The 19,785-nt window shown below is 57.6% G+C and carries 17 protein-coding genes; 8 read left to right on the top strand and 9 right to left on the bottom strand.

The window, feature by feature from the left end; translation table 11 throughout:
* Nucleotides 1-39 precede the first annotated feature (39 nt).
* The 4 genes from FG381_RS10605 to FG381_RS10590 form a co-directional block, all read right to left on the bottom strand.
* Nucleotides 40-942, bottom strand: a complete 903-nt coding sequence (locus FG381_RS10605; RefSeq protein WP_139688765.1) for a dihydrodipicolinate synthase family protein — start codon at nt 940-942, stop codon at nt 40-42.
* 50 nt (nt 943-992) lie between these two features.
* Nucleotides 993-1,784, bottom strand: a complete 792-nt coding sequence (locus FG381_RS10600; RefSeq protein ID WP_139688764.1) for an IclR family transcriptional regulator — start codon at nt 1,782-1,784, stop codon at nt 993-995.
* A gap of 168 nt (nt 1,785-1,952) precedes the next feature.
* Nucleotides 1,953-3,245: an MFS transporter gene (locus FG381_RS10595; protein WP_226960300.1), complete on the bottom strand. Its 1,293-nt coding sequence runs from the start codon at nt 3,243-3,245 to the stop codon at nt 1,953-1,955.
* A gap of 20 nt (nt 3,246-3,265) precedes the next feature.
* Nucleotides 3,266-4,348, bottom strand: a complete 1,083-nt coding sequence (locus FG381_RS10590) for a histone deacetylase family protein (RefSeq protein ID WP_139688762.1) — start codon at nt 4,346-4,348, stop codon at nt 3,266-3,268.
* A gap of 75 nt (nt 4,349-4,423) precedes the next feature.
* Between FG381_RS10590 and FG381_RS10585 the strand changes: the two genes are divergently transcribed.
* Entirely contained in the window at nt 4,424-5,692 is a 1,269-nt protein-coding gene (locus tag FG381_RS10585) for a lytic murein transglycosylase (protein ID WP_139688761.1), read from the top strand.
* Nucleotides 5,693-5,916: 224 nt separating this feature from the next.
* Here FG381_RS10585 and FG381_RS10580 read toward each other — a convergent pair whose 3' ends face one another.
* Nucleotides 5,917-6,237 (bottom strand): hypothetical protein, encoded by a 321-nt coding sequence (locus FG381_RS10580; protein ID WP_139688760.1) that lies wholly within the window; start codon nt 6,235-6,237, stop codon nt 5,917-5,919.
* On the opposite strand from FG381_RS10580, the gene FG381_RS10575 reads away from it, so the two are divergent.
* The gene (locus tag FG381_RS10575; RefSeq protein ID WP_139688759.1) at nt 6,236-7,285 is read left to right on the top strand and encodes a DMT family transporter; all 1,050 of its coding nucleotides are present in this window, start codon (nt 6,236-6,238) and stop codon (nt 7,283-7,285) included. The two genes, FG381_RS10580 and FG381_RS10575, sit on opposite strands and share 2 nt — an antisense overlap.
* Before the next feature lie 96 nt (nt 7,286-7,381).
* Here FG381_RS10575 and FG381_RS10570 read toward each other — a convergent pair whose 3' ends face one another.
* Nucleotides 7,382-8,086: a fumarylacetoacetate hydrolase family protein gene (locus FG381_RS10570; RefSeq protein WP_139688758.1), complete on the bottom strand. Its 705-nt coding sequence runs from the start codon at nt 8,084-8,086 to the stop codon at nt 7,382-7,384.
* Between the two features lie 333 nt (nt 8,087-8,419).
* On the opposite strand from FG381_RS10570, the gene pssA reads away from it, so the two are divergent.
* On the top strand, nt 8,420-9,277 hold the full coding sequence (gene pssA, locus FG381_RS10565) for a CDP-diacylglycerol--serine O-phosphatidyltransferase (protein ID WP_139688757.1): 858 nt from the start codon (nt 8,420-8,422) through the stop codon (nt 9,275-9,277).
* Nucleotides 9,278-9,435: 158 nt separating this feature from the next.
* A complete protein-coding gene (locus FG381_RS10560; protein ID WP_139688756.1) occupies nt 9,436-10,542 on the top strand; it encodes a helix-turn-helix transcriptional regulator in 1,107 nt (368 codons plus the stop codon).
* A gap of 112 nt (nt 10,543-10,654) precedes the next feature.
* Here the strand turns inward: FG381_RS10560 and FG381_RS10555 are convergent, their stop codons facing one another.
* Entirely contained in the window at nt 10,655-11,302 is a 648-nt protein-coding gene (locus FG381_RS10555) for a phosphatidylserine decarboxylase (protein WP_139688755.1), read from the bottom strand.
* 591 nt (nt 11,303-11,893) lie between these two features.
* On the opposite strand from FG381_RS10555, the gene FG381_RS10550 reads away from it, so the two are divergent.
* From FG381_RS10550 to FG381_RS12580, 3 genes are all read left to right on the top strand, one after another.
* Entirely contained in the window at nt 11,894-14,146 is a 2,253-nt protein-coding gene (locus tag FG381_RS10550; RefSeq protein WP_139688754.1) for a TonB-dependent siderophore receptor, read from the top strand.
* A 95-nt stretch (nt 14,147-14,241) separates the two neighbouring features.
* Nucleotides 14,242-15,915 carry an ABC transporter ATP-binding protein/permease gene (locus FG381_RS10545; protein WP_139688753.1) on the top strand — a complete coding sequence of 558 codons (1,674 nt, stop codon included), beginning with the start codon at nt 14,242-14,244 and terminating at the stop codon, nt 15,913-15,915.
* Nucleotides 15,916-16,132: 217 nt separating this feature from the next.
* Nucleotides 16,133-16,294, top strand: coding sequence for a hypothetical protein (locus FG381_RS12580; protein ID WP_165697867.1), 162 nt, complete (start codon nt 16,133-16,135; stop codon nt 16,292-16,294).
* 251 nt (nt 16,295-16,545) lie between these two features.
* Here FG381_RS12580 and FG381_RS10540 read toward each other — a convergent pair whose 3' ends face one another.
* Both FG381_RS10540 and FG381_RS10535 read right to left on the bottom strand, forming a co-directional pair.
* The gene (locus tag FG381_RS10540) at nt 16,546-17,265 is read right to left on the bottom strand and encodes a TIGR00266 family protein (RefSeq protein ID WP_139688752.1); all 720 of its coding nucleotides are present in this window, start codon (nt 17,263-17,265) and stop codon (nt 16,546-16,548) included.
* A 17-nt stretch (nt 17,266-17,282) separates the two neighbouring features.
* Nucleotides 17,283-18,041, bottom strand: a complete 759-nt coding sequence (locus tag FG381_RS10535) for an SIMPL domain-containing protein (protein ID WP_139688751.1) — start codon at nt 18,039-18,041, stop codon at nt 17,283-17,285.
* Between the two features lie 371 nt (nt 18,042-18,412).
* On the opposite strand from FG381_RS10535, the gene FG381_RS10530 reads away from it, so the two are divergent.
* Complete coding sequence (locus FG381_RS10530) at nt 18,413-19,762, top strand: sodium-dependent transporter (protein WP_139688750.1); 1,350 nt, start codon at nt 18,413-18,415, stop codon at nt 19,760-19,762.
* The last annotated feature ends 23 nt before the right edge of the window (nt 19,763-19,785 follow it).

Below are 19,785 nucleotides of genomic sequence, written 5' to 3'. Positions count from 1 at the left end.
GAGTCTTTTGGTCTAAAGCTCGCAGGGTCTCTTCGTCGGTCAGATAACGCCCTTCGCGGCGAGGAACGCCTTCACGGCTTCCTTCGTTTCTTCCGTGAGCGGACGAACGGGCGGGAGCGAATAGGTCGTCATGTCGACGCCCGTTGCGAGAACGGTCGCGTACTTGATCACCGACATGAAGGGGACTTCAAGACCATAGAGGGCCGGGAGCTGAACGAGCTTCTTATCGAGCTCGACCGCCTTCTGGTAGTCGCCCTTCTGAAAGGCTTCATAGATTCCGACGGAGAGTTCCGGCGCGAAGTTCATGCTCGCCGTGATGGAGCCGTCGCCGCCAAGTTCCAGCGTATTGAGGAGATGGTCGTCGTAGCCCGCAAGGACCGAGAATTCCGGACGGATCGGCTTGATCGTGTTGATCATCGAGCGGATGTGGCCCACGTTGTCGATCGTTTCCTTGATGCCGACGATGTTGGGATTGGCAAGCACGAGGCGCTTCACGACCTCGGCATTCATGTCCTGGCCCGTGAGATCGGGGAAGTTGTAGATGAGAACCGGAAGCTTCACGGCCGAGCAGATGGCGTGGTAGTAGGCGTCGAGGTTGACGGCCGAGACCTTCCAGTAATAGGGATTGATGACGACGATGCCGTCGGCGCCGATGGCTTCGGCGTGCTTCGCGAGCTCAACGGCTTCGCGCGTATTGGGAGAACCGACGCCGATCAGAACCGGAACGCGGCCCGCGGCGGCGGCGACGCCGGCTTCGGCCATTTCCATGCGCTCTGCCTTCGACATCTGGGAGAATTCGCCGCCCGTGCCGAGATAGAAGAGCCCGTGCACGCCGTGCGCGATCAGATAGTCGGCGAGGCGCTTTGCAGCCTCATGATCGATCTTGCCGTCCTGAGTGAAGGTGCTCGAAACCGGCGGAATGCAGCCGCAGAATTTCTTCATGATGTGTTTCTCCTGAGGGTTTGCGTGTCTGATGTATCGGTAGTGAGCGGTCAGGATTCCGAGGTAAGGAGAACCGGAGCCGGTCCCCCGTATCCGAGGCCGCGGGAAATCTGGAGCGAACAGTCCGAGAGCATTCTGAGATACCCCTCAATGCGCTCGGACGTGAAGGTTGTTGGGTCCGCCGAAAGCGATACCGCGTAGTTGACGCGGCCTGCGAGATCGAAGACCGGCGTGCTGAGGCATACCGCAAGAGGAGAGGATTCTTCCGCGTCGAGGCCCCATCCGCGACGGCGCGTAAGCTTCAGCTCCTCAATGAACATGCTGCGATCGGTAATCGTTTTCGGCGTGTACTGTGCAAGCTCGAGCTGATCGAGATAGAGCCGAAGCTCACCATCCGTCTTCCAGGCGAGAAGCGCCTTCCCGAGCGCTGTCGAATGGAAGTCGAGCTTTTTGCCGACCCAGCTTCTCTCGGTCGGCTTGGAAAGTGGGCTCTCCACCTTGTCGAGGTAGAGCGCATGAAAGTCTTCAATGGTTCCCAGGTGGCAGATCAGCCCCGTCCTCATCGCAAGCTCCTGCATGGGACGCTTTGTGATTTCAAAGAGACTCCGCCTGTGGAGAGACTGGCAGCCGAGCTCGTAGACCTTGATGCCGAGCTGATACTGACGCGCTTCATTCTTGATGAGAAGCCCGCAGTCGACCATGGTGTCGAGAATGTTGAGAAGGCTGCTTTTCGGGAGGTCGAAATCCTTCTGAAGCTGAGTGAAGCTTGCCGCACCTACATGTGCGATGTAGGTGAGGATCTTGTCAGCTCGCAGTAGAGAGATGCAGCCTTTTCCGGCCATGACCTGCTCCTATCGGAAAACCAGTAAAACCTATTCTGAAGGAGTAGTCATTCTGAGAGAAGAAGCGGTTCAACAGGCTGAACCAAATTTATTCTTCCGGTAAGGAAGAAAAAATTCCTTGTTTACATTTGATTTTGCAATACAGGAATTTTGTTTCTGCAGATCGGGTCACCGCCCGGCTGCTCTCCTCCCGCGCTCGAGATTAATGGGAACGAGGGCCGCTATGGAGAGAAGGAAGAAGACGCCCGTCACGAGGATTGCAAGGCGATGGTCGTTCCCGGTGATCCAGGTGACGCTTCCGTAGGCAAGAGGACCCACGATGGCGGCCACCCAGAGCGACATGTTCCAGAAGCTGAAGAATTCCGCCGACCGGCTTTCGGGCGAGAGGAGCGCCACCATGGCGCGCCCCGCGGACTGCGAGGACCCCATGGCAAGTCCCGCCAAGTTGGCGGCGAGCCAGAAGAGCGGCCGCGTAGTTGCAAAGGCCGCGCAGGCAATCATCAGCACCCAGACGACGAGGGTCGTGCCGAGCGCACGCTTGTGGCCGATCCGGTCCTGCAGATACCCGAAGCCGAAGGCGCCGAGCGCAGCAGTGATGTTGACGAGGAAAACCAGAAGGAGCGTATCGGTCGTCGTGAACCCCATGACTTCCGCGGCATAGACGGCCGAAAGCGTGATCACGACGGAAATGCCCGACTGGTAGAGGAAGCCGCAGAGCGCAAGCCATCCGAAGTCCCGGTACTGGCTGAGGCACTTCGCTGTCCGGACAACCTCCCGGAAGCTTTCGAGGCAGAGGCTCCCCAGAGAACTTGTTCCCTTCTGCCGCGGAATAGCGCGCTCCTTGAGGCACACAAAAATCGGAATCGCGGCGAGCGCAAAGACCGTTGCGGTGATCACCATCGTGCCCGCAATGGCCGAGTCGGTGGAGAGCCCGAGGCGGTCTGCCTGCGTGACGAGAAGAAGCGAAGCGCCCAGAGTCACGAGGCCGCCGCAGTAGCCGAAGGACCACCCCCAGCCCGAAACCTTGCCGACGGCCTCAGGCCGGGCGATTTCCGGCAGAAACGCGGAATTGAGCGTCTCGCCCACGTTGTAGCCGATGTTGGAAAGAATCACCATGACGGCGGCGAGCAGAATCGTTCCCGGCCCGCAGAAAGCGAGTCCGAAGGTGCCGGCGACGGCGCAGAGGGTTGCCGCAAAGAGCCAGACCTTTTTCCGTGCAGTGGCGTCCGCGATGGCGCCGATGACGGGCATGAGAATGAGGCTCGCCGCATTGCTCGCGGCAATGATGAGGGTCCAAGCAAAGGTCGCCCAGGGCGCGTCCCCGGCAACGACCGCAACAAAATAAGCGTTGAAGACCGCGGTGAGCACCACCGTGGTGTACCCGGAATTTGCAAAGTCGAAAGCCGACCAGGCCCAGACTTCCTTCGGGCGCACGCCCGGCATCAGCGTTTTGGAGTCCATGATTCTTTTATTGTGTTCTGTCAGAGCGGCGTGCGGACAAGTCCCTGAAGGTGCGTGAAGACGCTGCGTCCCAGGCTTCTCAGTTCGTAGCCGCCCTCAAGAACGCTCACGAGCCTGCCCTCGCAGTATTTCCAGGACGCTTCCACGAGGAGCCTCGTAATGCAGGCGTAGTCGATTTCCGCGGCTTTCAACTGCGCAATCCGCTCTTCAGCATGAGCGTCAAAGCCGGCGGAAAGAATCATGAGCTCAGGGCGGAAGCGCTCGATTTCAGCAAGCCACACGTCCTCCACCACCCCCCGCAGTTCCGCGCCGCCTGCGCCTGCGGGAAGGGGCGACAGAATTGCATTGGCGGGCTGCGGGTCCATGCGTCGGTGCGGAAAAAGCGGCCACTGAAAAACCGAAAGAAAGCGCATGTTCGGGTGGCCGGCGAGAATCTCCTCCGTCCCGTCGCCGTGATGCGCATCAAAGTCGAGCACCATGACGCGCTCGAGCTTATAGCGCTTCGCTGCCCAAAGAGCACCGATTGCGGCATTGTTGAGGTAGCAGAAGCCGCTTGCGCGGCTTCTCGATGCATGGTGTCCGGGAGGCCTCACCGCGCAGAAGGCGTTCTTGAGGGTTCGCGCAAAGACCGAATCCACCGCTCTCACCACAGCTCCGGCGCTGGCCATTGCGCAGTCGAAGGTGTCGCGCCCGACCTGCGTATCGGGTTCCTCAAAGCGCCCGAGGGCCGCCTCATCCCCGAGAGAAGCTTTTTCGAGCGCCTCGACGTAATCCGCATCGTGCGCAAGAAGCACGGCTTCCATTGGAGCCGGCCCGCATTCGACGCGCCGCAGCCGGTCGCCGAAGCCTCCGAGCATGAGGCGGTTTTCGATGGCCTCAATGCGCTCGGGCGACTCTGGCGCCTCCTCGAGCATGTTGGGGAGATTAACGAGCTGATGCGTGAAGTATCCGGTGGGAAGACTTTTCCAGTCTGAAGTCGGCATATTGGGGAAGCGTTCGGGGATGCGCTTGAGGTTGAATATCCCGAAAAGCCTAGCACAGAAGAAATGAAGCGCATTGCCTGCCAAAAGGCCCGGCTTAGCTTCTGAAACAATTGAGCGCATTGACGCCCGCAGGCAAGGTGAAGCTCGCCATTAGAATCAAACGAAGAATACGCTTCACATCTTTTCAGACCCCATATGGCACATTCGATCCGCTTTTCCCTCGCTCCGCTCGCGCTCGCCCTTTGCGCGCTCTCCGCCTGCGCCGCGCCTGATCGGGATGCCCGGGGACTTGAAACGCCGGCGCTCGCGGAAGCGGCTCCGGCCCCGGCAGCTCAGAAACCGGAAGCTGCCTCCGATGCGAAGAGAGAGAAGCCCGTCGAGCCGCCTCAGACTGAGGCGCCTCAACCCGAAGCGCAGAAGATTGAGGAGCCTCGCGCCATCAGTCCCGTGAGCGGAAGCCCCGCAGCTTCGGACTATGCCGAGCGCCCGGACGTACAGGCCTTCATCAGAAAGCTTTCCTCGGAACGCGGGATCCCGCTCGACTGGCTCGAGGCGGGCGTGGCCGTCGCGCGCTATTCGCCGCTCTCAGAGAAGTACACCACGCCGAGACCCAACGCCAACAAGAAAACGACGGCTGAAAAGAACTTTCTCCTTTACGAAAGAAACCTGGTCAACAGCGAACGCATCCGCCGCGGAGCCGAGTTCCTTGAAGACAACCGGGAAATTTTCGATCGGGTGGAAGCCGATACCGGCGTCTCGCGCTATGCGGTTGCGGCAATCATCGGCGTCGAATCGATTTTCGGACGCAACATGGGGCGCTTTCGCGTGCTCGACGCCCTGATGACGCTGTCCTTCGACTACACGCGGCGCTCAAAGTACTACCTCGCAGAACTCTCGGACTTCCTCGAATTCTGCTGGCGGCAGCAAATTGAGCCGGTTGCCGTGTCGGGCTCCTTTGCGGGCGCCATGGGACTCGGGCAGTTCATGCCCTCGTCGCTCAAGGCCTACGGCAAGGACGGCGACGGAGACGGCCATATTGATATTGTCGGAAACGAAGCCGACGGCATCGCCTCGGTTGCCAACTTCCTTCTCGTTCACGGCTGGGCGCGGGGCGAACGTCCGCTCTACCGCGTTTCCGCCACGCCCGAAATCTTCAAGGCAACCGGTTCGGGCGGCATCAAAACGCACACCACTGCCGGAGCGCTCCTTCGCGCCGGCGTGAAGCCCCTTGAAAAGCTTCCGCTCGCCGAGGATGAGCCGGCGCTTCTCGTTGATCTCCCGTGGATCAAGGCGTCGAACGAAAAGGGCGTCGACTACTACATCGGAACATCGTCCTTCGCCGCCATTCTTCGCTACAACCGAAGCTACTTCTATGCGGCCGCAGTGTCGCTTCTGGCCGACGAGCTCGAGCGCGAATTTGGGGAAAACGCGCCGGGAGCCCAGACGCAGCCTCTGAAACAGTAACTGTCTCCTTCACCGGCCCGCCGGAATACCGCGCTTCTGCCTGAAGAATCGACAAGGCTACTTGTCATCATTCAAAATTTGTATTTATACGCATTTACACGTATACAAAAGCATGGCACGGGCCGATTTTTGGTCTCATCCGGTGTTCAATCTCCTCACATCTCGCGTTCCTCTTCGATTCTATCGATAACCCCTAGAGGGCTTTGCTTAAGATCAATGCAGTGTTAGGATTGAAATATCTGAAAGATCAGAACACTGCGGAGCGTCTTCTGAGGAGTTAAGGATGCTTCCGGGGAGAATGAAATTCCCTTTTTTCTCTCCCCGCCCGCACGCGCTTCCGATCCAACGGATCGCTTTTCCTCGGATTGAAAAGCGGCTGACTCCAGCGCTTCACGACCAGCCTCTCTCAGGCGAAGCTCCGGGTCAGCTTGACCTTCGGCGGAATCTATCGAAACTCCCTCTTTCAAGCAGCTTCCGGCCGACCAAGAAATCCAGACCATTCGGGTGAAAGACGAATGGTCGCGAACTAGGGAAAGACTGCCCATGCTGATCGGCGTCCTCCTCGGCATTGCCGCCGGGGCCCTCTGGGGTCTCATTTACATTGCCCCGCTCGTTGTTCCTGAATACAACCCCGTGCTCGTCGCGCTCTCGCGCTTCATTGCGTTCGGCGTGATTTCGCTCCCCTTCCTCTACGTCTTCCGTCGGGAACTCAGGGCCTTTTCGCGCGCCGACATCTGGCAGGCCTTCAAGCTTCCGCTCTTCGGAAACGTCCTTTTCTACTGCCTCCTCACGATCTGCATCCGCCTGGCAGGCGCGCCGCTCGCGGGCATGTTCATGGCCGTGATCCCGGTTCTCGTCGCGATCGCCTCCAACATCCGCTACGCCGGTTCCGATTCGGCCGTGCCCTGGAGCAAAATTCTCCCGCCCCTTGCGGTCATCTTCCTCGGCCTCATCGTCGCCAATCTGACGGAATTTGAAAATGCCGCCAAAGCGTCCGCCACGGGCGGCGAGGAATACTGGATCGGCGTCGGCTTCGGGCTCGCAGCCGTCGTCTCCTGGACCTGGTTCTCAATCATGAATGCCGAGTGGCTCCTCAAGCACCCGCAGCACAGCACCGGCGCCTGGACGGCGCTCCAGGGCGTGACGGTTCTTCCGCTCGCGCTCGGACTCTTTGCCGTTCTCGCCTGGCCTGCCGGCTTCATGGATACGAGCGTCACCGTCATGGGCGCTGCTCCATGGAAGTTCCTCGGGGTCGCCCTCACGATCGGTCTCCTCTGCTCGTGGGTGGCCATGGTCTGCTGGAACCGCATGAGTCAGCTTCTTCCCGCCGCGCTCGGCGGACAGCTCATCGTTTTTGAATCCGTCTTTGCCGTCGTCTATGCGCTCATCTGGCGCGGCGAAATGCCGACCCTCTCGATGACGATCGGCTTCCTCGTCCTCATGGGCGGCGTTCTCGGGTCCCTGCGGGTCTTCCAGGCGCAGAGCCATTCCGCGGTGGCCGATCAGGCCCGGGAAGCGGTTGCCGGCCTCGAAGCTGGAAAGGCCGCCGCCAACCGCGAGGTCATCGAATCCGAGGGAACCAGCGGCGAATAACCGCCTCTCGCTTCCATTGCGCGAAAGGGCCGGTCTCAAAGGACCGGCCCTTTCGCATGGGTTCCTGCGCTCTGCGAGCGACGGAAGCCTCAAGGCTTATTCAGGAGCGGCGATCTTCACGCGAAGCTTCCCGACGCCGTTGACGCCGCCTTCGAAGACGTCGCCCGCATGGGCTTCAGGCACATTCACGGGAGCGCCCGTGAAGATGAGGTCGCCCGGACGCACTTCCCAGTAGCGGGAAATTAGGGCGATCAGTTCCGCGGGCGACGCGATCATGAAGCTTGTGCTCGCCGACTGCACCTTCTTGTTGTTCTGGTAGAGGTAGATTTCAGAAGGCGCCGGAAGCGGCGTGCGGTAGGCGGGACGCACGGCAGAAACAGGCGCCCCACCGTCGAGCGTCTTCATGAGATCCCAGGGACCTCCCGCGGGAAGGTCTTCGGGCGAGAGACGGCGCGTAAAGTCGAATCCCACGCACCAGCCCCAGATGCATTCCTCAGCTTCCTCTACGGAAAGATTGCGCCCGCCTTTATGGAGGCATGCAACCAGCTCAAGCTCCGGCACCATTTTTGCGGTACGGGGCGGCATCACCCATTCATACGTTTCTCCATCCCGCACCGGCGTCACCGTATCGGCAGCCTTCAAAAAGAGCGGCGGGATCGAACCCGCTTTTTCCGCCCGGGCCGCTTCCGAAGCCGCGTAGTTTCGCGCGGCGCCGTAAACGCGGTTGACGGGGAAAAATTCATAGCGTTCATCCTGAACCGGGATCACCGCCTGAGCGGGCGGAGCAAAAAGAAAGGACATGAGTCACCTCGGAAGCATAAATTCCTGACGGCGCAGATTTTAGAAGAAAAGTCCCGGGGCGGCCTCACCCATAATTAAAATGCCATAGATTCCATTGAGTTGACTTAAGGCCTTTCTTTTACGCAACCGGGTTTCCTGCCGCCCGCCTGGAGGCCTTTTTCCGCGCGAAACCGAGTAACGCTCTGATACCAGATGGCATGGTTGTCAGAATGCGAGATTGAAGCGCCGAGCCGCTAAAATGTGCGGCGTACCGCGACCGCCCGGCATGCGTCCGGACGGTGCCATTCCTTATTTTTCCTGCCGCATCTTTTTCCAGACCGGCAGCAGAGATTTATGACAGAACCCAATACGCCTCGCCGCGAGAGTCTTGCTTCCATCGGTCAGCGCCGCTTTCAGGCGGTGAAGTCGAAGAGCATTTATGTGCTCCCGAACGCCTTTACTGCAGCTGCGCTCTTCGCAGCCTTCTACGGCATCATTCAGGCGATGAACGGCAACTTCTCCGTTGCCGCCATTGCGGTTTTCTTCTCCATGCTCTTTGACGGCATGGACGGACGCGTCGCGCGCCTCACGCACACGCAGTCGGAATTCGGCGTCCAGATGGACAGCCTCGCCGATGCGGTGAGCTTCGGCATTGCGCCTGCGCTCATCGTCTACGAATTTTCACTCGTTGAATTGGGCAAGCTCGGCTGGGCCACGGCCTTCATCTACGCCCTCTGCGCGCTCCTGAGACTCGCTCGCTTCAACTGCAACGTCGGCGTCGTAAGCAAGAATTACTTCCAGGGGCTTCCATCGCCTGCCGCCGCGGCACTCGTCTGCGGATTCGTCTGGCTCGCGGTCGAAAACCGGCTTCCAGACTGGCTTCTTCCGCACCAGAGCACCATTGCGCTCGTGGTGACGCTCTATGCCGGCCTCACGATGGTGAGCAATGCGCCCTTCTTCTCGGGCAAAAGCTATGCCGTCGTGCGCACGATTCCCTTCTGGGTGATCGTCGTCGCCTCTCTTGCCTTCATCGTCATTTCGAGCAACGTTTCGCTCTCGATCTTCGTGCTCTTCTGCATCTACGCGCTCTCGGGCTACGTGTACGAGTTCTGGTGCTGGTGGAGAGGCCGTCCGAATCCGATTCAGGCCGATCTTGCCGCCCAGCAGGCTCAGCTTGAAAAAGAGGAAGCCGCCAAAAAGGATGCCGCGTGATTTAAGGCAAGCCGATCCTTGAGATGATTTACAAAACTCCCGTCCTTCACGCACGAAGGCCGGGAGTTTTTCGTTTTCAGATTTCAGCAGGAAGGCGAATCGCTGAGCTATCCTCCGCGAAGGAAAAACAATCACCGAAACCAGATTCCCGATAAAACATGTCCGCAGAAGTAAACGCCAGATCCTCGCTCAATGAAGCCTTCGTGATGATCCGCATCCTTGAGCTCATCCCGCAGCATCGCTGGATCACGATGACGCAGATCCGCAATCAGCTCGCTGCCGACGGCATTCCGCTCCAGCGCCGCACGCTCGAGCGCTACATGAAGACAATCCGCGAGAATCCGCAGTTATTTCCCGTCAAGGCGAACATGGATTCGCGCCCTTACGGCTTCCAGTGGGACACAGCAGGACGGGGTCTTCACTTTCCGGTGCTCGGTCCTCAGGAAACGCTCCTTCTGCGGCTCGCCGATGAGTATCTGCACTATCTGCTCCCCTCGAGCGTCCTCTCGGGACTGCGGCCGCTCTTTCGCGATGCGCGAAAGAGCACGGAAGTACAGGCTTCTAGCCGGGCATCCTCGTGGCTGAGAAAAGTAAAGGTGGTGAGTCCGGCGCTTCCCTTCCTCCCCCCGCAGATTTCCCGCCCGGTTTTCGATGCCGTGACGGAGGCGCTCCTCGAGGACCGGATGGTCTCCATTCGCTACCGCAACGCCCGCGACCGGGTGCTCGAAGCGAATGTGAAGCCCCTCGGCCTCGTGCAGCAGGATGTCAGAACGTACCTTGTCTGCCAGTTTGAGAAGTTCAGCGACTATCGGCACCTCGCCATGCACCGGATCGAGGCGGCGACCGTGAGCTGCATTGAATTCGAACGCCCCGAGGATTTTGATCTAGAGGACTATACGGCCAACGCCCCCTTCAATTATTCGCAGGGACGTACCGTGAAGCTTGAACTTCTCACGGACGATCCGACGCTCATTAAGAACCTCTCTGAAACGCCCTTCAATACCACGCAGACGATTGAAGAGAAGTCTCTTGAGGACGGCACGCTCGCCTGGACCGTCACCGTCATGCTCGAGGATTCAATCCTTCTAGACGGCTGGCTCGCGATGCGGCGCAATTCCATTCTTTCGACCACGAAGACGCTCGTGCGCGACAACCGGGAAAAGGCAAAAACGGCCGACGGCAAATCCGACGCCCCCGTGCGGGAATATGCGGGCGTTCCGCACACGGAACTTCTCGTTGAAAACCACCGCATCGTTGAGAAGTGATTTCAACGCCGAGGCATCAAAAAAGCCGCATCCCGGACTCTTCCGGTGCGGCTTTTTTGTTTTGGCTGCGTGCGCTCCCTGGCATTGATGGAGACGCAAGGGAGCTGCGGCTTTAGATGCGGGCGATGGTCGACATCACGCCCGTCACCTTGTCGCCGATGCCAACCGTGATCTCGGCATCCGTCGGAAGATACACGTCGACGCGGGAACCAAAGCGGATGAAGCCGTAGCGCTCGCCGCGGGAAAGCTCCTCCCCGACCGTGGCGTAGCAGATGATGCGGCGGGCAACGAGGCCTGCAACCTGAATAAAGGTAATGCGGCGGCCGTCAGCCATGCGTACCGTCACGGCATTGCGCTCGTTTTCCGTCGATGCCTTGTCGAGATCGGCATTGACGAAAAGACCCGGCGTGTAGGTGACCTTTTCGACCACGCCGGCAACCGGCGCTTTCTGGCTGTGCACGTTGAAGACGTTCATGAAGATCGAAACCTTCACGCACGCTTCGCCCGTCTCAGGATTTTCGGTTTTTTCAACCTTGCAGACCTGACCGTCCACCGGGCTCACGACGGCGCGGGGGTCTTCGGGCGCTTCGCGCGCGGGATCGCGGAAGAATTGCAGTGCGAACAGGAAGAAGACGAAGATCAGGAAGGTGATGATGCCGAGATCCAGCCACCAGCTCACGAGAAAGAGAATGAAGGCGCCGCCCAGGATGGGCCAGCCTTCTCGGGCAATGATTGGATGCGGATAGACGCGGGCGTTCAAGTTCGTTCACCTCGGGAGAATTTAGGGGATTCGTTATTTTAGCGGGGCCGGCATCGAAGTCCTCAAATTCTTCACCGGAAAACTCCGGACTGCCGGGCTTTTCTGCATAAGTACAGTCAGATGTCCGCAAGTGCGTGCTGTCGTTAAGAGTGCTTTACGAGTCCAGATCCAAGGATTCAACTCTCGTCTTCAAAAGTGCTTCGCGCCTGTATTCGGCACAACTCCATTCTCTCAGTTTCGCTTGTTTTCGCAGCTACAAAGAACAACAGGCACTACTTTGAAGATGCTCTACATCTTGAGAGCGTCTTCGATACGCATAAAAATAAACATAAAAATCAAGCAAATAGATTAAATCTTATATTCATTCAGCAGGTTCAAGCTCGTTTTATGAAATTTAATCAACACTTTTCCTTGCATCCACCTTGAACCAAATATTTTGCAATGCATTTTCAAACAAGAACTCATCCTTCGACTTAAGGAAAAGAAGTAAGGGTTTCTACATGCAACTTTTGTAAAAATTAGTACAATTAAGCTCCCGTTAACGGGAATGATTCTCATGTAGCTTCTCAATAAAATTGATAACAAACTATCATGACTACCATCCAACCCTCTTTTTCCCTCCGCTCACACTCAGCGTTCCGTCTCTCCCTGATTGCCTCCGCCATTCTGGCTTCTCACAGCACACTCGCTGCTGAAGATGTCGACTTCGACGCAGTAACCGTCACTGCCACCAGCATCAGCACAACGACGGAAAACAGCAATACCTACAAGTCTTCGGCCATGAGCACGACGACCGGCCTGGAACTCACGCCACGCGAAACGCCGCAGTCGGTAAGCAACATTACGATGCAGCAGATCCAGGATCAGGGACTCACGACTCTGGACGAAACCATGAGACGCACTACTGGCATCACCGTGATTGAGGATGCCGGTACTGTGCGCTTTCTCTCCCGCGGCTTCTTTGTAGACAAAATTCAGGAAGACGGCATTACCTCTACGATTCCTGGCTCAACAGGGAACTCCCACCGAGAATCTGCCGCCATGAGCGACATGGCGATTTATGACCATATTGAAGTTGTCCGCGGACCGACCGGCTTGACGCAGTCGAACGGCGAACCCGGCGGCACCATCAATGCCGTAAGGAAGAGACCGACCGCAGGATTTCAGGCCAGTGTATCTGCCGAAGCGGGCAGTTGGGATCATTACCGCTCCATGGCTGATATTTCATCAAGCCTGAACGAAGCTCAGACCCTGCGCGGACGCCTGGTTGGCGTCGTGAGCCGAAGCAACTCCTTCAAGGAGTCCGTCGGCGACGACATGAATCTGCTGTACGGCATTCTCGAAGCCGATGTCACGCCCGACACGAAGCTCACCTTCGGCGGGCTTTATCAGGACAGCGAATCAACGCCCGATTTCTTTGGTCTTCCTGCCGGCCCCAACGGCGAAGACCTCGATTTTGATCGGGATACAACATTCATTGCTGATTGGCAGAAGCGCATCACCCGTAAAAGGAATCTTTTTGCCGAGCTTGAGTATTACTTCAATGAAGACTGGCGCATCACCAGCAAGATCTCCTACACGCGCGTAGCCAGAGATACAAAAATGGGCCAGCTTATCGGGATTAAGACACAACCAATCGACAACCCGATGATGCAGGGAAACAACTTCCAGTTTTACGACAATTCTCAGGAGCAGCTGTCTGCTTCCGTGACGCTGAATGGTGTCTATCGCCTGTTCGGCCAGGATCACGATTTCTTCGGCACGCTCGATTATTCCAAAGAAGAATCTGACAGCCACTGGAAGCGCTCGCCTTTTGGCTCCGAAGTGAATGCGCACGACTTTTCCGGCAGTTCACTGATTGAACCGGACTGGAATGACTATGACCAACTCAATGTGGACTACATATACCGGACGACATACCGGGATATGGGCATTCGCCTGGGCACGCGCTACAACTTTACGAACAACTGGCACCTGATTGCCGGTGCGCGATGGGCTAACTTCAAACAGGAATCAGATAACGAAGGAATCGATTACACCTATCATAAAGACAATGGTCTGTATTACTGGAATCCTCGTGATTACTGGGGATCGGAACTAACGACGAGCAAGCTTATTCCGTACTTCGGCCTCACCTGGGACGTTACGCCAAACAGCAGCATCTACCTGAGCTATACCGCAATCTTTAAGCCGCAGAGCGGAAAGTATACGTCCGGGGAAGTTGTCGATCCGGTTGAAGGTACGAACTATGAACTTGGCATCAAGTCGGACTTTTTCAACAACAGACTGAACACCTCAGCCGCACTCTTTTTCATTGAGCAGGAAAACCGTCCAATCTGGGACGCCAACCGAGATTGGGTGTTATCGACCGGTACCGTCACCAGCCAGGGACTGGAACTTGAGGTTTCGGGCGAGGTCGCTAACGGCTGGAATCTCTTCGCCGGTTACACCTACAACAAATCCGAATTCCGAAATAATGAAAGCTCGCTCTTTAAGAAAGGGATGACCTACAGTGCTCTGACGCCGAGGCATTTGCTGCGCTTCTATACCAGCTACCGTCTGCCCGGCGCAGCACATCGCTGGACCGTTGGTACAGGTGCGCAAATTCAAAGCCAGTCCGATATTGGCCAACAGAGTGATGCCATCCACATGCTCCAGGGCGGCTATGCAGTCTGGAACGCCAATGTGCAGTACCGTTTCAACGACCATCTGGATGTGAACTTCGTCGTCAACAATCTCTTCGACAAGACTTACTGGCGCGAAGTCAACAACCGGACATACAGAATGAACGGGTATTACGGCGATCCGCGCAACTTCCTCCTGCGCGCCAACTACCGCTTCTAATATAGGGCGCCCTCAAGCCGCTCACGTTCGCAACCCGCCCGGGGCGAACGCGAGCGGCTTATTTCTTAATTCACCCCCGAGACCATAAGAAACATATGCGTACGATCAGGCATTTTTTAAGCTTGGCCGCTCCCTACTGGTACTCACGACAAAGATGGTATGCCTGGGTCATGCTTGCCGTTGTCATCGGCTGCGCCATGGGCATCATCGAAGTGGGCGTCTACCTGAATCACTGGAACAAACGCTTCTACGATGCCCTCGCCCGGTATGAGAGTGCCGTCATGCCGGAGCTCATCCTTGAATGGATGGGGTACATCGCCGTAACGGTCGTCCTCATCATTATCGGAAGCTGGGTCCAGAAACGCCTTTTCCTGGATTGGCGGGAGCACCTCACCGAAATGATGCAGGGACGGTGGCTTGCCAATCACGCGCTATACCGCATCAAGCTTGTGAACGAACCGGACAATCCCGACCAGCGCATTCAGGAAGACTGTGCTTTGCTGTCGGAGAAAACGATCGTTCTGGTGAAGTACTTCATCATGAATTTGTTCAAGCTGATCGCCTTCGTCGCCATCCTCTGGGGGCTTTCAGGCGTTCAGAACCTTGAAGTTTTCGGCACCCGAATTGAATTGCACGGCTATCTCGTGTGGGTAGCCTTAGTCTGGTCGATCGTCTGTACGCTCATCACCCACCTGATCGGACGAAAGCTGAGGCCATTGAATATTGAAAGACAGCATCGCGAGGCGGACTTCCGCGCGACCTTGCTGCGCGTCAGGGATTCTGCAGAACAAGTAGCATCCCTGCGGGGTGAAGAGACTGAGATGGAAAGGTTTTCTGAACGGTTTTCGCGAATCAAGGACAACTGGCTCTCCCTCATCAAACGGGAATTTCAGCTCGAAGCCTTTACAGCAAGCTACATGCGCGTCAACAACGTCATTGCCATCATGTCGGCCCTGCCGCTCTTTCTGACCAAAGCCATGACGTTCGGCGACCTGATGCAGGCGCGAAGCGCATTTTCAAGCGTCCAGGACGGATTCGGGTGGTTCCTCGACTATTACAAGCGGATCATGGAGTGGGCGGCCGTCGTTGACCGTCTCCACCGCTTCGACGAGAGCCTCAATGCCGTGCAGAACAATCCTTCGCGCATTACGGTGTCCGAAGGAGTTCTGGCAGTGGATTCAATGTCGCTCTTCACGCCTTCCGGCCGTTGTCTTGCGAGGGATTTGAAGCTCAACCCGCAAACCCACCGCTGGATTCTGATTGACGGACGAAGCGGCGCCGGGAAGTCCACGTTCCTGCGCGCACTCGCGGGACTCTGGCCGTTTTCAGAAGGGAAGCTAACCATCCCGCATCAAGATGTGCTCTTCGTGCCGCAGAAAAGCTATCTGCCTTTCGACACGCTGAAAAATATTCTCACCTATCCCCGCAGAGGCGGCTATTCCGATGAAGCGGTTGAGAACGCTCTAAGAACCGTCGGTCTTGAACGTTTGGCCGGACATCTGGAAGAGAAAAAAGACTGGGCGCAGGAACTTTCCGGCGGAGAGCAGCAGCGCCTCGGATTCGCCCGCGTACTTCTCAACCGACCGAAACTCCTCTTTCTCGACGAATCGACCAACCAGCTTGACGATGCTTCAGCCATGAAGCTGATCGCCATCCTGAAGTCCGAGCTCCCTCAAACTGTCGTTTTGATGGTTTCTCACCAGCCCGCAGTCAAGAATCTGGCCGAAACCAGAATAGAGATAGGCGGCCCGGCACTGACAGCCTCTTAGATTGATTAAAGCAGCTCCGCTTCCAATCATTCAACAGGGAAGCGGAGCGGCCGCCGGGCACTGCATGCAGAACGTCCATCACTTTTGACTAAACGTTAGTTGCGCATCGAACATTTTCGCTTTATAGTTCGATATCAAATTACTTTACTTAATTAGTTAGAAGGAAGGCGTCACGCTTCTTTTCACGAGCCACTGGAAGCCCGAGGGCGTGAAGGCCATGGACGAAAAGATCGCCTACCTCAAGGTGCTGAAGGACACTGCGGCAAACGCTAAGTCGAAGGACGAGTTCATCGCCGCGATGAAGAAGGCCTACCCGAAGTATCAGGGTGAACACTATCTCGACATGACTGCCGGCTTCTTCTTCCCGATGAAGAATTGACATCCTCTCCGGCCTGAACAGACGGGGCTTTACGACGCAATAGGTAAGTGCAATATCCCCGGAAAGGCGCTGAAGCCTGACCGGGGACATTCATTTTGAGGAGAAGAAAACTCTCAGGGAATCAGAGCCGACGCTCTTCGATCAGTACCCGCAGGACGGTTGAGCACTGCCGCGCATGACATCAAGAAACATGCTGGCGGCATCCTGAAATCATGCTCATCATCTGCCTGCTCGCCCGGTTTTCCTGCCGGCTATTCGTTTTCCTTCTCCGCTTTGTCTCTCGGCCGCTGCGAGAAGACCCAGTCGAGGAAGCTTCCCTGATTGCGGGAGCTCACAAGAATCCTGCCGAAACCCGAAAACCTCAGCACGAAGCCTTCGCCCGAGAGCTGGCTTTCGACGAGGCGCCCGAAAATGCCCGACCGGTTCGTGCGCAGCGTGATTTCGTAGTCAAGCGACGCGTCCCAGGCGACCAGGTGACCGTTGTCGATGAGCACGGGCTTGTCGGGACGGACCTCCATCTCGCGCACGGACCCGAAGCCCGACACGGCGAGCTGTCCCTTGCCGGAGGCCTTCATGATGAAGAAGCCGCCGGAGTCGGCAAGGAGCGCCCGACCGATGCCCTGCATTTTCGCCGTAACGTCGACACCTTCCGTCGAAGCAAGGAAGCACCCGTCGGCGAGCATCCAGGACGCGGGACCGACCTCAAGAATCCGGATGTCGCCGGGGAAAGCCGGCGCGAGCAGCGCGGTACCCGGGGCGTCCTCGGCTTCAATCCACTGCTGGAAGAACGTTTCGTCGTTCAGAAACTTTCTCGCAATGGAATTGAGGAACCCGCCCCGGGTCTTTCCTCGAAGCGAAAGCGACGCATCCATCGCCACCATGGCGCCCGATTCCGTGGCAACCGAGTCGCCTTTTTCAAGCGTTACTCTCAGGAGCGGATCAACGCCGCCTTCAGCTTCAAAGCGAACCATTTACTATCCTTCTTCCATTAGGGAATGATGCGAACCGTGAGCGTCACCGTGAGCGCAACGTCCGCCGTGCCAGAGCTTACTACCGGCGCAGCGTCATTCATCGCTGCGCGAGCCATGAGCATCTGCGGCTGCGCATAGTAGCGGGGAGAAGGACCGGAAGCGCCCGATACCTGGATGCCTTCGATGCGGACATTCTTTTCCCCAAGTCCGAGAGACTTCGCCGCAATCACGGCGCGGTCAGAAGCATTCCTGATGGCTTCCGAAAGGAGCGCATCCGTTGCCGCCTGACGCACCGGGCGCGAAACGGAGAAGGCGACGCCGTCAAACTTCATGGTTTTCCCCGCCGCTTCCATGACCTTGGAAGAGAGCGCAATGTCGCGCACCGTCACGCGAATCGACTGCTTGGCGCTCCAGGCGCCGATCTGAGAGACCTCGCCTTCCTTCGCCTTCGTCATCACGGGCCAGGTGGAAAAGTCCGTCGTCCTCACGTCGACCTTGTCGCCGAAGACCTTGAGCGCTTCAATCGCGGCATTGCCCGCCTTCACGACTTCTTCCGTGGCCGCGGCCGAATCCTTCGTCTGGGTTTCGATCGAGAACGTGAGGGACGCTTCGTCATTGGGAAGCGTCTTCGAAGCTTCGCCCGCGACATTCATGACGAGGCCGGCTTCAGCCACGCGCGGCATGGCGAATGCGGCGTCTGAAAAACCAAGCGCCAGAGCGCCTGAACAAAGCGCGGCGGCAAGGATCGTACGGGTGGCAGCGGATTTCGGCGACATATTTCTCTCCTTCTGTTTTTTGAGGATCCTGAGGAAGGAGCGGAACCGCGAGGCTAACGCTTCTCCCCAAGCAGAATTTCCCATCTCTTTGGTTCCTTCAACTATGAGGCATTCGAGACTCTTGAGCCTCAAGGATCTGCAACGGTTCTTTTCGAGGTGTTGGCGCAGAGGAACTCCAGGCATCCCTTTCGATTCAATCGAATCCAATCAAATTTCAGATTTAACAAATATCTGCGGAATAGAATCCTCATTTCGTCAGAAAAGATAGATATTTTCCCGTAGCGCATCGTTACAATCGACGGTCGGCTGAGCCGTTTGCGCTCTTTCCCTCAGTTTTTTACCAAGGACATCGTTTCCTAACCCATTCATTCATGTCCACTGCGAACGCTGCGGCTTCCGTGCAATGGAGCTCGCGCCTCGGCTTCATTCTCGCCTCGGCCGGCTCTGCGATCGGCCTCGGCGCCATCTGGAAATTCCCTTTCTGGGCCGGCGCCAACGGCGGAGGAGCCTTCATTCTTCCCTACGTCGTCTTTACGCTCACGACGGGCCTCGTGCTCCTCATGGCGGAGATTGCGATCGGCCGGCGCGGCAGAGGCTCGGCCGTCAGCGCCATGCGCCGCATCGGGGGAAGACCCTTTGCGTTCCTGGGCGCCTTTGCAGTCCTCACCTCTTTTCTGATTCTTGCCTACTACTGCGTCGTCGGCGGCTGGTGCGTCGCCTACCTGGCCCAGTCCCTGACGGTGGGCGTCGTTACGGAAAATGCGCAGACCCTGAGGAACGACTTCCGGGAAATCGTCTCCACCGGCTGGATCAACATTGCCTGGCTGTTTTCCTTTCTCTCCCTCACGGCACTCACCGTGGGCTGCGGCATTGAGAAGGGAATCGAGCGCGTTTCCAAACTGCTGATGCCGATGCTCTTCGTGATGATGCTCGCCGTCATCATCCGCGGACTCACGCTCGATGGCGCCATGGAAGGCGTGAAGTACCTTCTGAGCTTCAGACCGGAAGACCTGTCGCCCGGGGCGATCCTGAGCGCAATGGGATACACCTTCTTTTCGCTCTCCCTCGGCGCCGGCATTCTCATCACGTACGGCACCTATCTTCCGAAGCGCGCCGACATTCCGGCGGCTTCGCTCTGGGTTGCGCTTCTCTCGATTCAAGCCTCGCTTCTCGCCGGCCTCATGGTGATGCCCGCCGTATTCGCGTTCGGCGTCGCGCCGGATGCGGGCCCGGGACTCGTCTTCATTACGCTCCCGATGATCTTCGCGCACATTCCGGGCGGGAGCATCTTCGCCGCAATCTTCTACGTCTGCCTGCTCGTTGCCGCGCTGACCTCCTCGGTGTCGCTCCTTGAAGTGGTCGTCGCATTTCTTCATAACGAATGGCGGCTCTCAAGAAGCACGGCAACCATCGTGAGCTTCGTGCTGCTCTTCTTCCTCGGGTCCCTGAGCGCGCTCTCCTTCGGAGAATTGAGCGAATTCACGCTCCTCGGGCGGAATTTCTTCGACTTCTTCGATTTTGTCTGCACGAACTTCATGATGCCGGTGGGCGGCCTCGCCGTTGCCGCGCTCATGACCTGGAAGGCCTGGCCCGCGATGCGGGAGGAGCTCACGTCTGCCAAGCCGCTCTCCTCCGGGATGCTATCCGCCATCCGAGTGGTCCTCGGCGTTCTCGCGCCGATCCTCGTCCTCACGACGATGTATCAGGGACTTTTCCTTTAAAAACCTTTGCATGGAGCCGTCGA

Origin of the sequence: Sutterella faecalis, assembly GCF_006337085.1 — a bacterium.
GTDB lineage: Bacteria > Pseudomonadota > Gammaproteobacteria > Burkholderiales > Burkholderiaceae_F > Sutterella > Sutterella faecalis.
The sequence above is the reverse complement of the archived record's forward strand: the minus strand, read 5'-3'. Positions and strand labels throughout refer to the sequence as shown.

What these genes read in the sequence shown, in the direction of transcription:
- FG381_RS10585 (WP_139688761.1), top strand. Translation starts at nt 4,424, where the DNA reads ATGGCACATTCGATCCGCTTTTCCCTCGCTCCGCTCGCGCTCGCCCTT.
- FG381_RS10575 (WP_139688759.1), top strand. Translation starts at nt 6,236, where the DNA reads ATGCTGATCGGCGTCCTCCTCGGCATTGCCGCCGGGGCCCTCTGGGGT.
- FG381_RS10570 (WP_139688758.1), bottom strand. Translation starts at nt 8,086, where the DNA reads ATGTCCTTTCTTTTTGCTCCGCCCGCTCAGGCGGTGATCCCGGTTCAG.
- FG381_RS10580 (WP_139688760.1), bottom strand. Translation starts at nt 6,237, where the DNA reads ATGGGCAGTCTTTCCCTAGTTCGCGACCATTCGTCTTTCACCCGAATG.
- FG381_RS10535 (WP_139688751.1), bottom strand. Translation starts at nt 18,041, where the DNA reads ATGTCGCCGAAATCCGCTGCCACCCGTACGATCCTTGCCGCCGCGCTT.
- FG381_RS10550 (WP_139688754.1), top strand. Translation starts at nt 11,894, where the DNA reads ATGACTACCATCCAACCCTCTTTTTCCCTCCGCTCACACTCAGCGTTC.
- FG381_RS10600 (WP_139688764.1), bottom strand. Translation starts at nt 1,784, where the DNA reads ATGGCCGGAAAAGGCTGCATCTCTCTACTGCGAGCTGACAAGATCCTC.
- FG381_RS10540 (WP_139688752.1), bottom strand. Translation starts at nt 17,265, where the DNA reads ATGGTTCGCTTTGAAGCTGAAGGCGGCGTTGATCCGCTCCTGAGAGTA.
- FG381_RS10605 (WP_139688765.1), bottom strand. Translation starts at nt 942, where the DNA reads ATGAAGAAATTCTGCGGCTGCATTCCGCCGGTTTCGAGCACCTTCACT.
- FG381_RS10530 (WP_139688750.1), top strand. Translation starts at nt 18,413, where the DNA reads ATGTCCACTGCGAACGCTGCGGCTTCCGTGCAATGGAGCTCGCGCCTC.
- FG381_RS10560 (WP_139688756.1), top strand. Translation starts at nt 9,436, where the DNA reads ATGTCCGCAGAAGTAAACGCCAGATCCTCGCTCAATGAAGCCTTCGTG.
- FG381_RS10595 (WP_226960300.1), bottom strand. Translation starts at nt 3,245, where the DNA reads ATGGACTCCAAAACGCTGATGCCGGGCGTGCGCCCGAAGGAAGTCTGG.
- pssA (WP_139688757.1), top strand. Translation starts at nt 8,420, where the DNA reads ATGACAGAACCCAATACGCCTCGCCGCGAGAGTCTTGCTTCCATCGGT.
- FG381_RS12580 (WP_165697867.1), top strand. Translation starts at nt 16,133, where the DNA reads ATGGACGAAAAGATCGCCTACCTCAAGGTGCTGAAGGACACTGCGGCA.
- FG381_RS10590 (WP_139688762.1), bottom strand. Translation starts at nt 4,348, where the DNA reads ATGCGCTCAATTGTTTCAGAAGCTAAGCCGGGCCTTTTGGCAGGCAAT.
- FG381_RS10545 (WP_139688753.1), top strand. Translation starts at nt 14,242, where the DNA reads ATGCGTACGATCAGGCATTTTTTAAGCTTGGCCGCTCCCTACTGGTAC.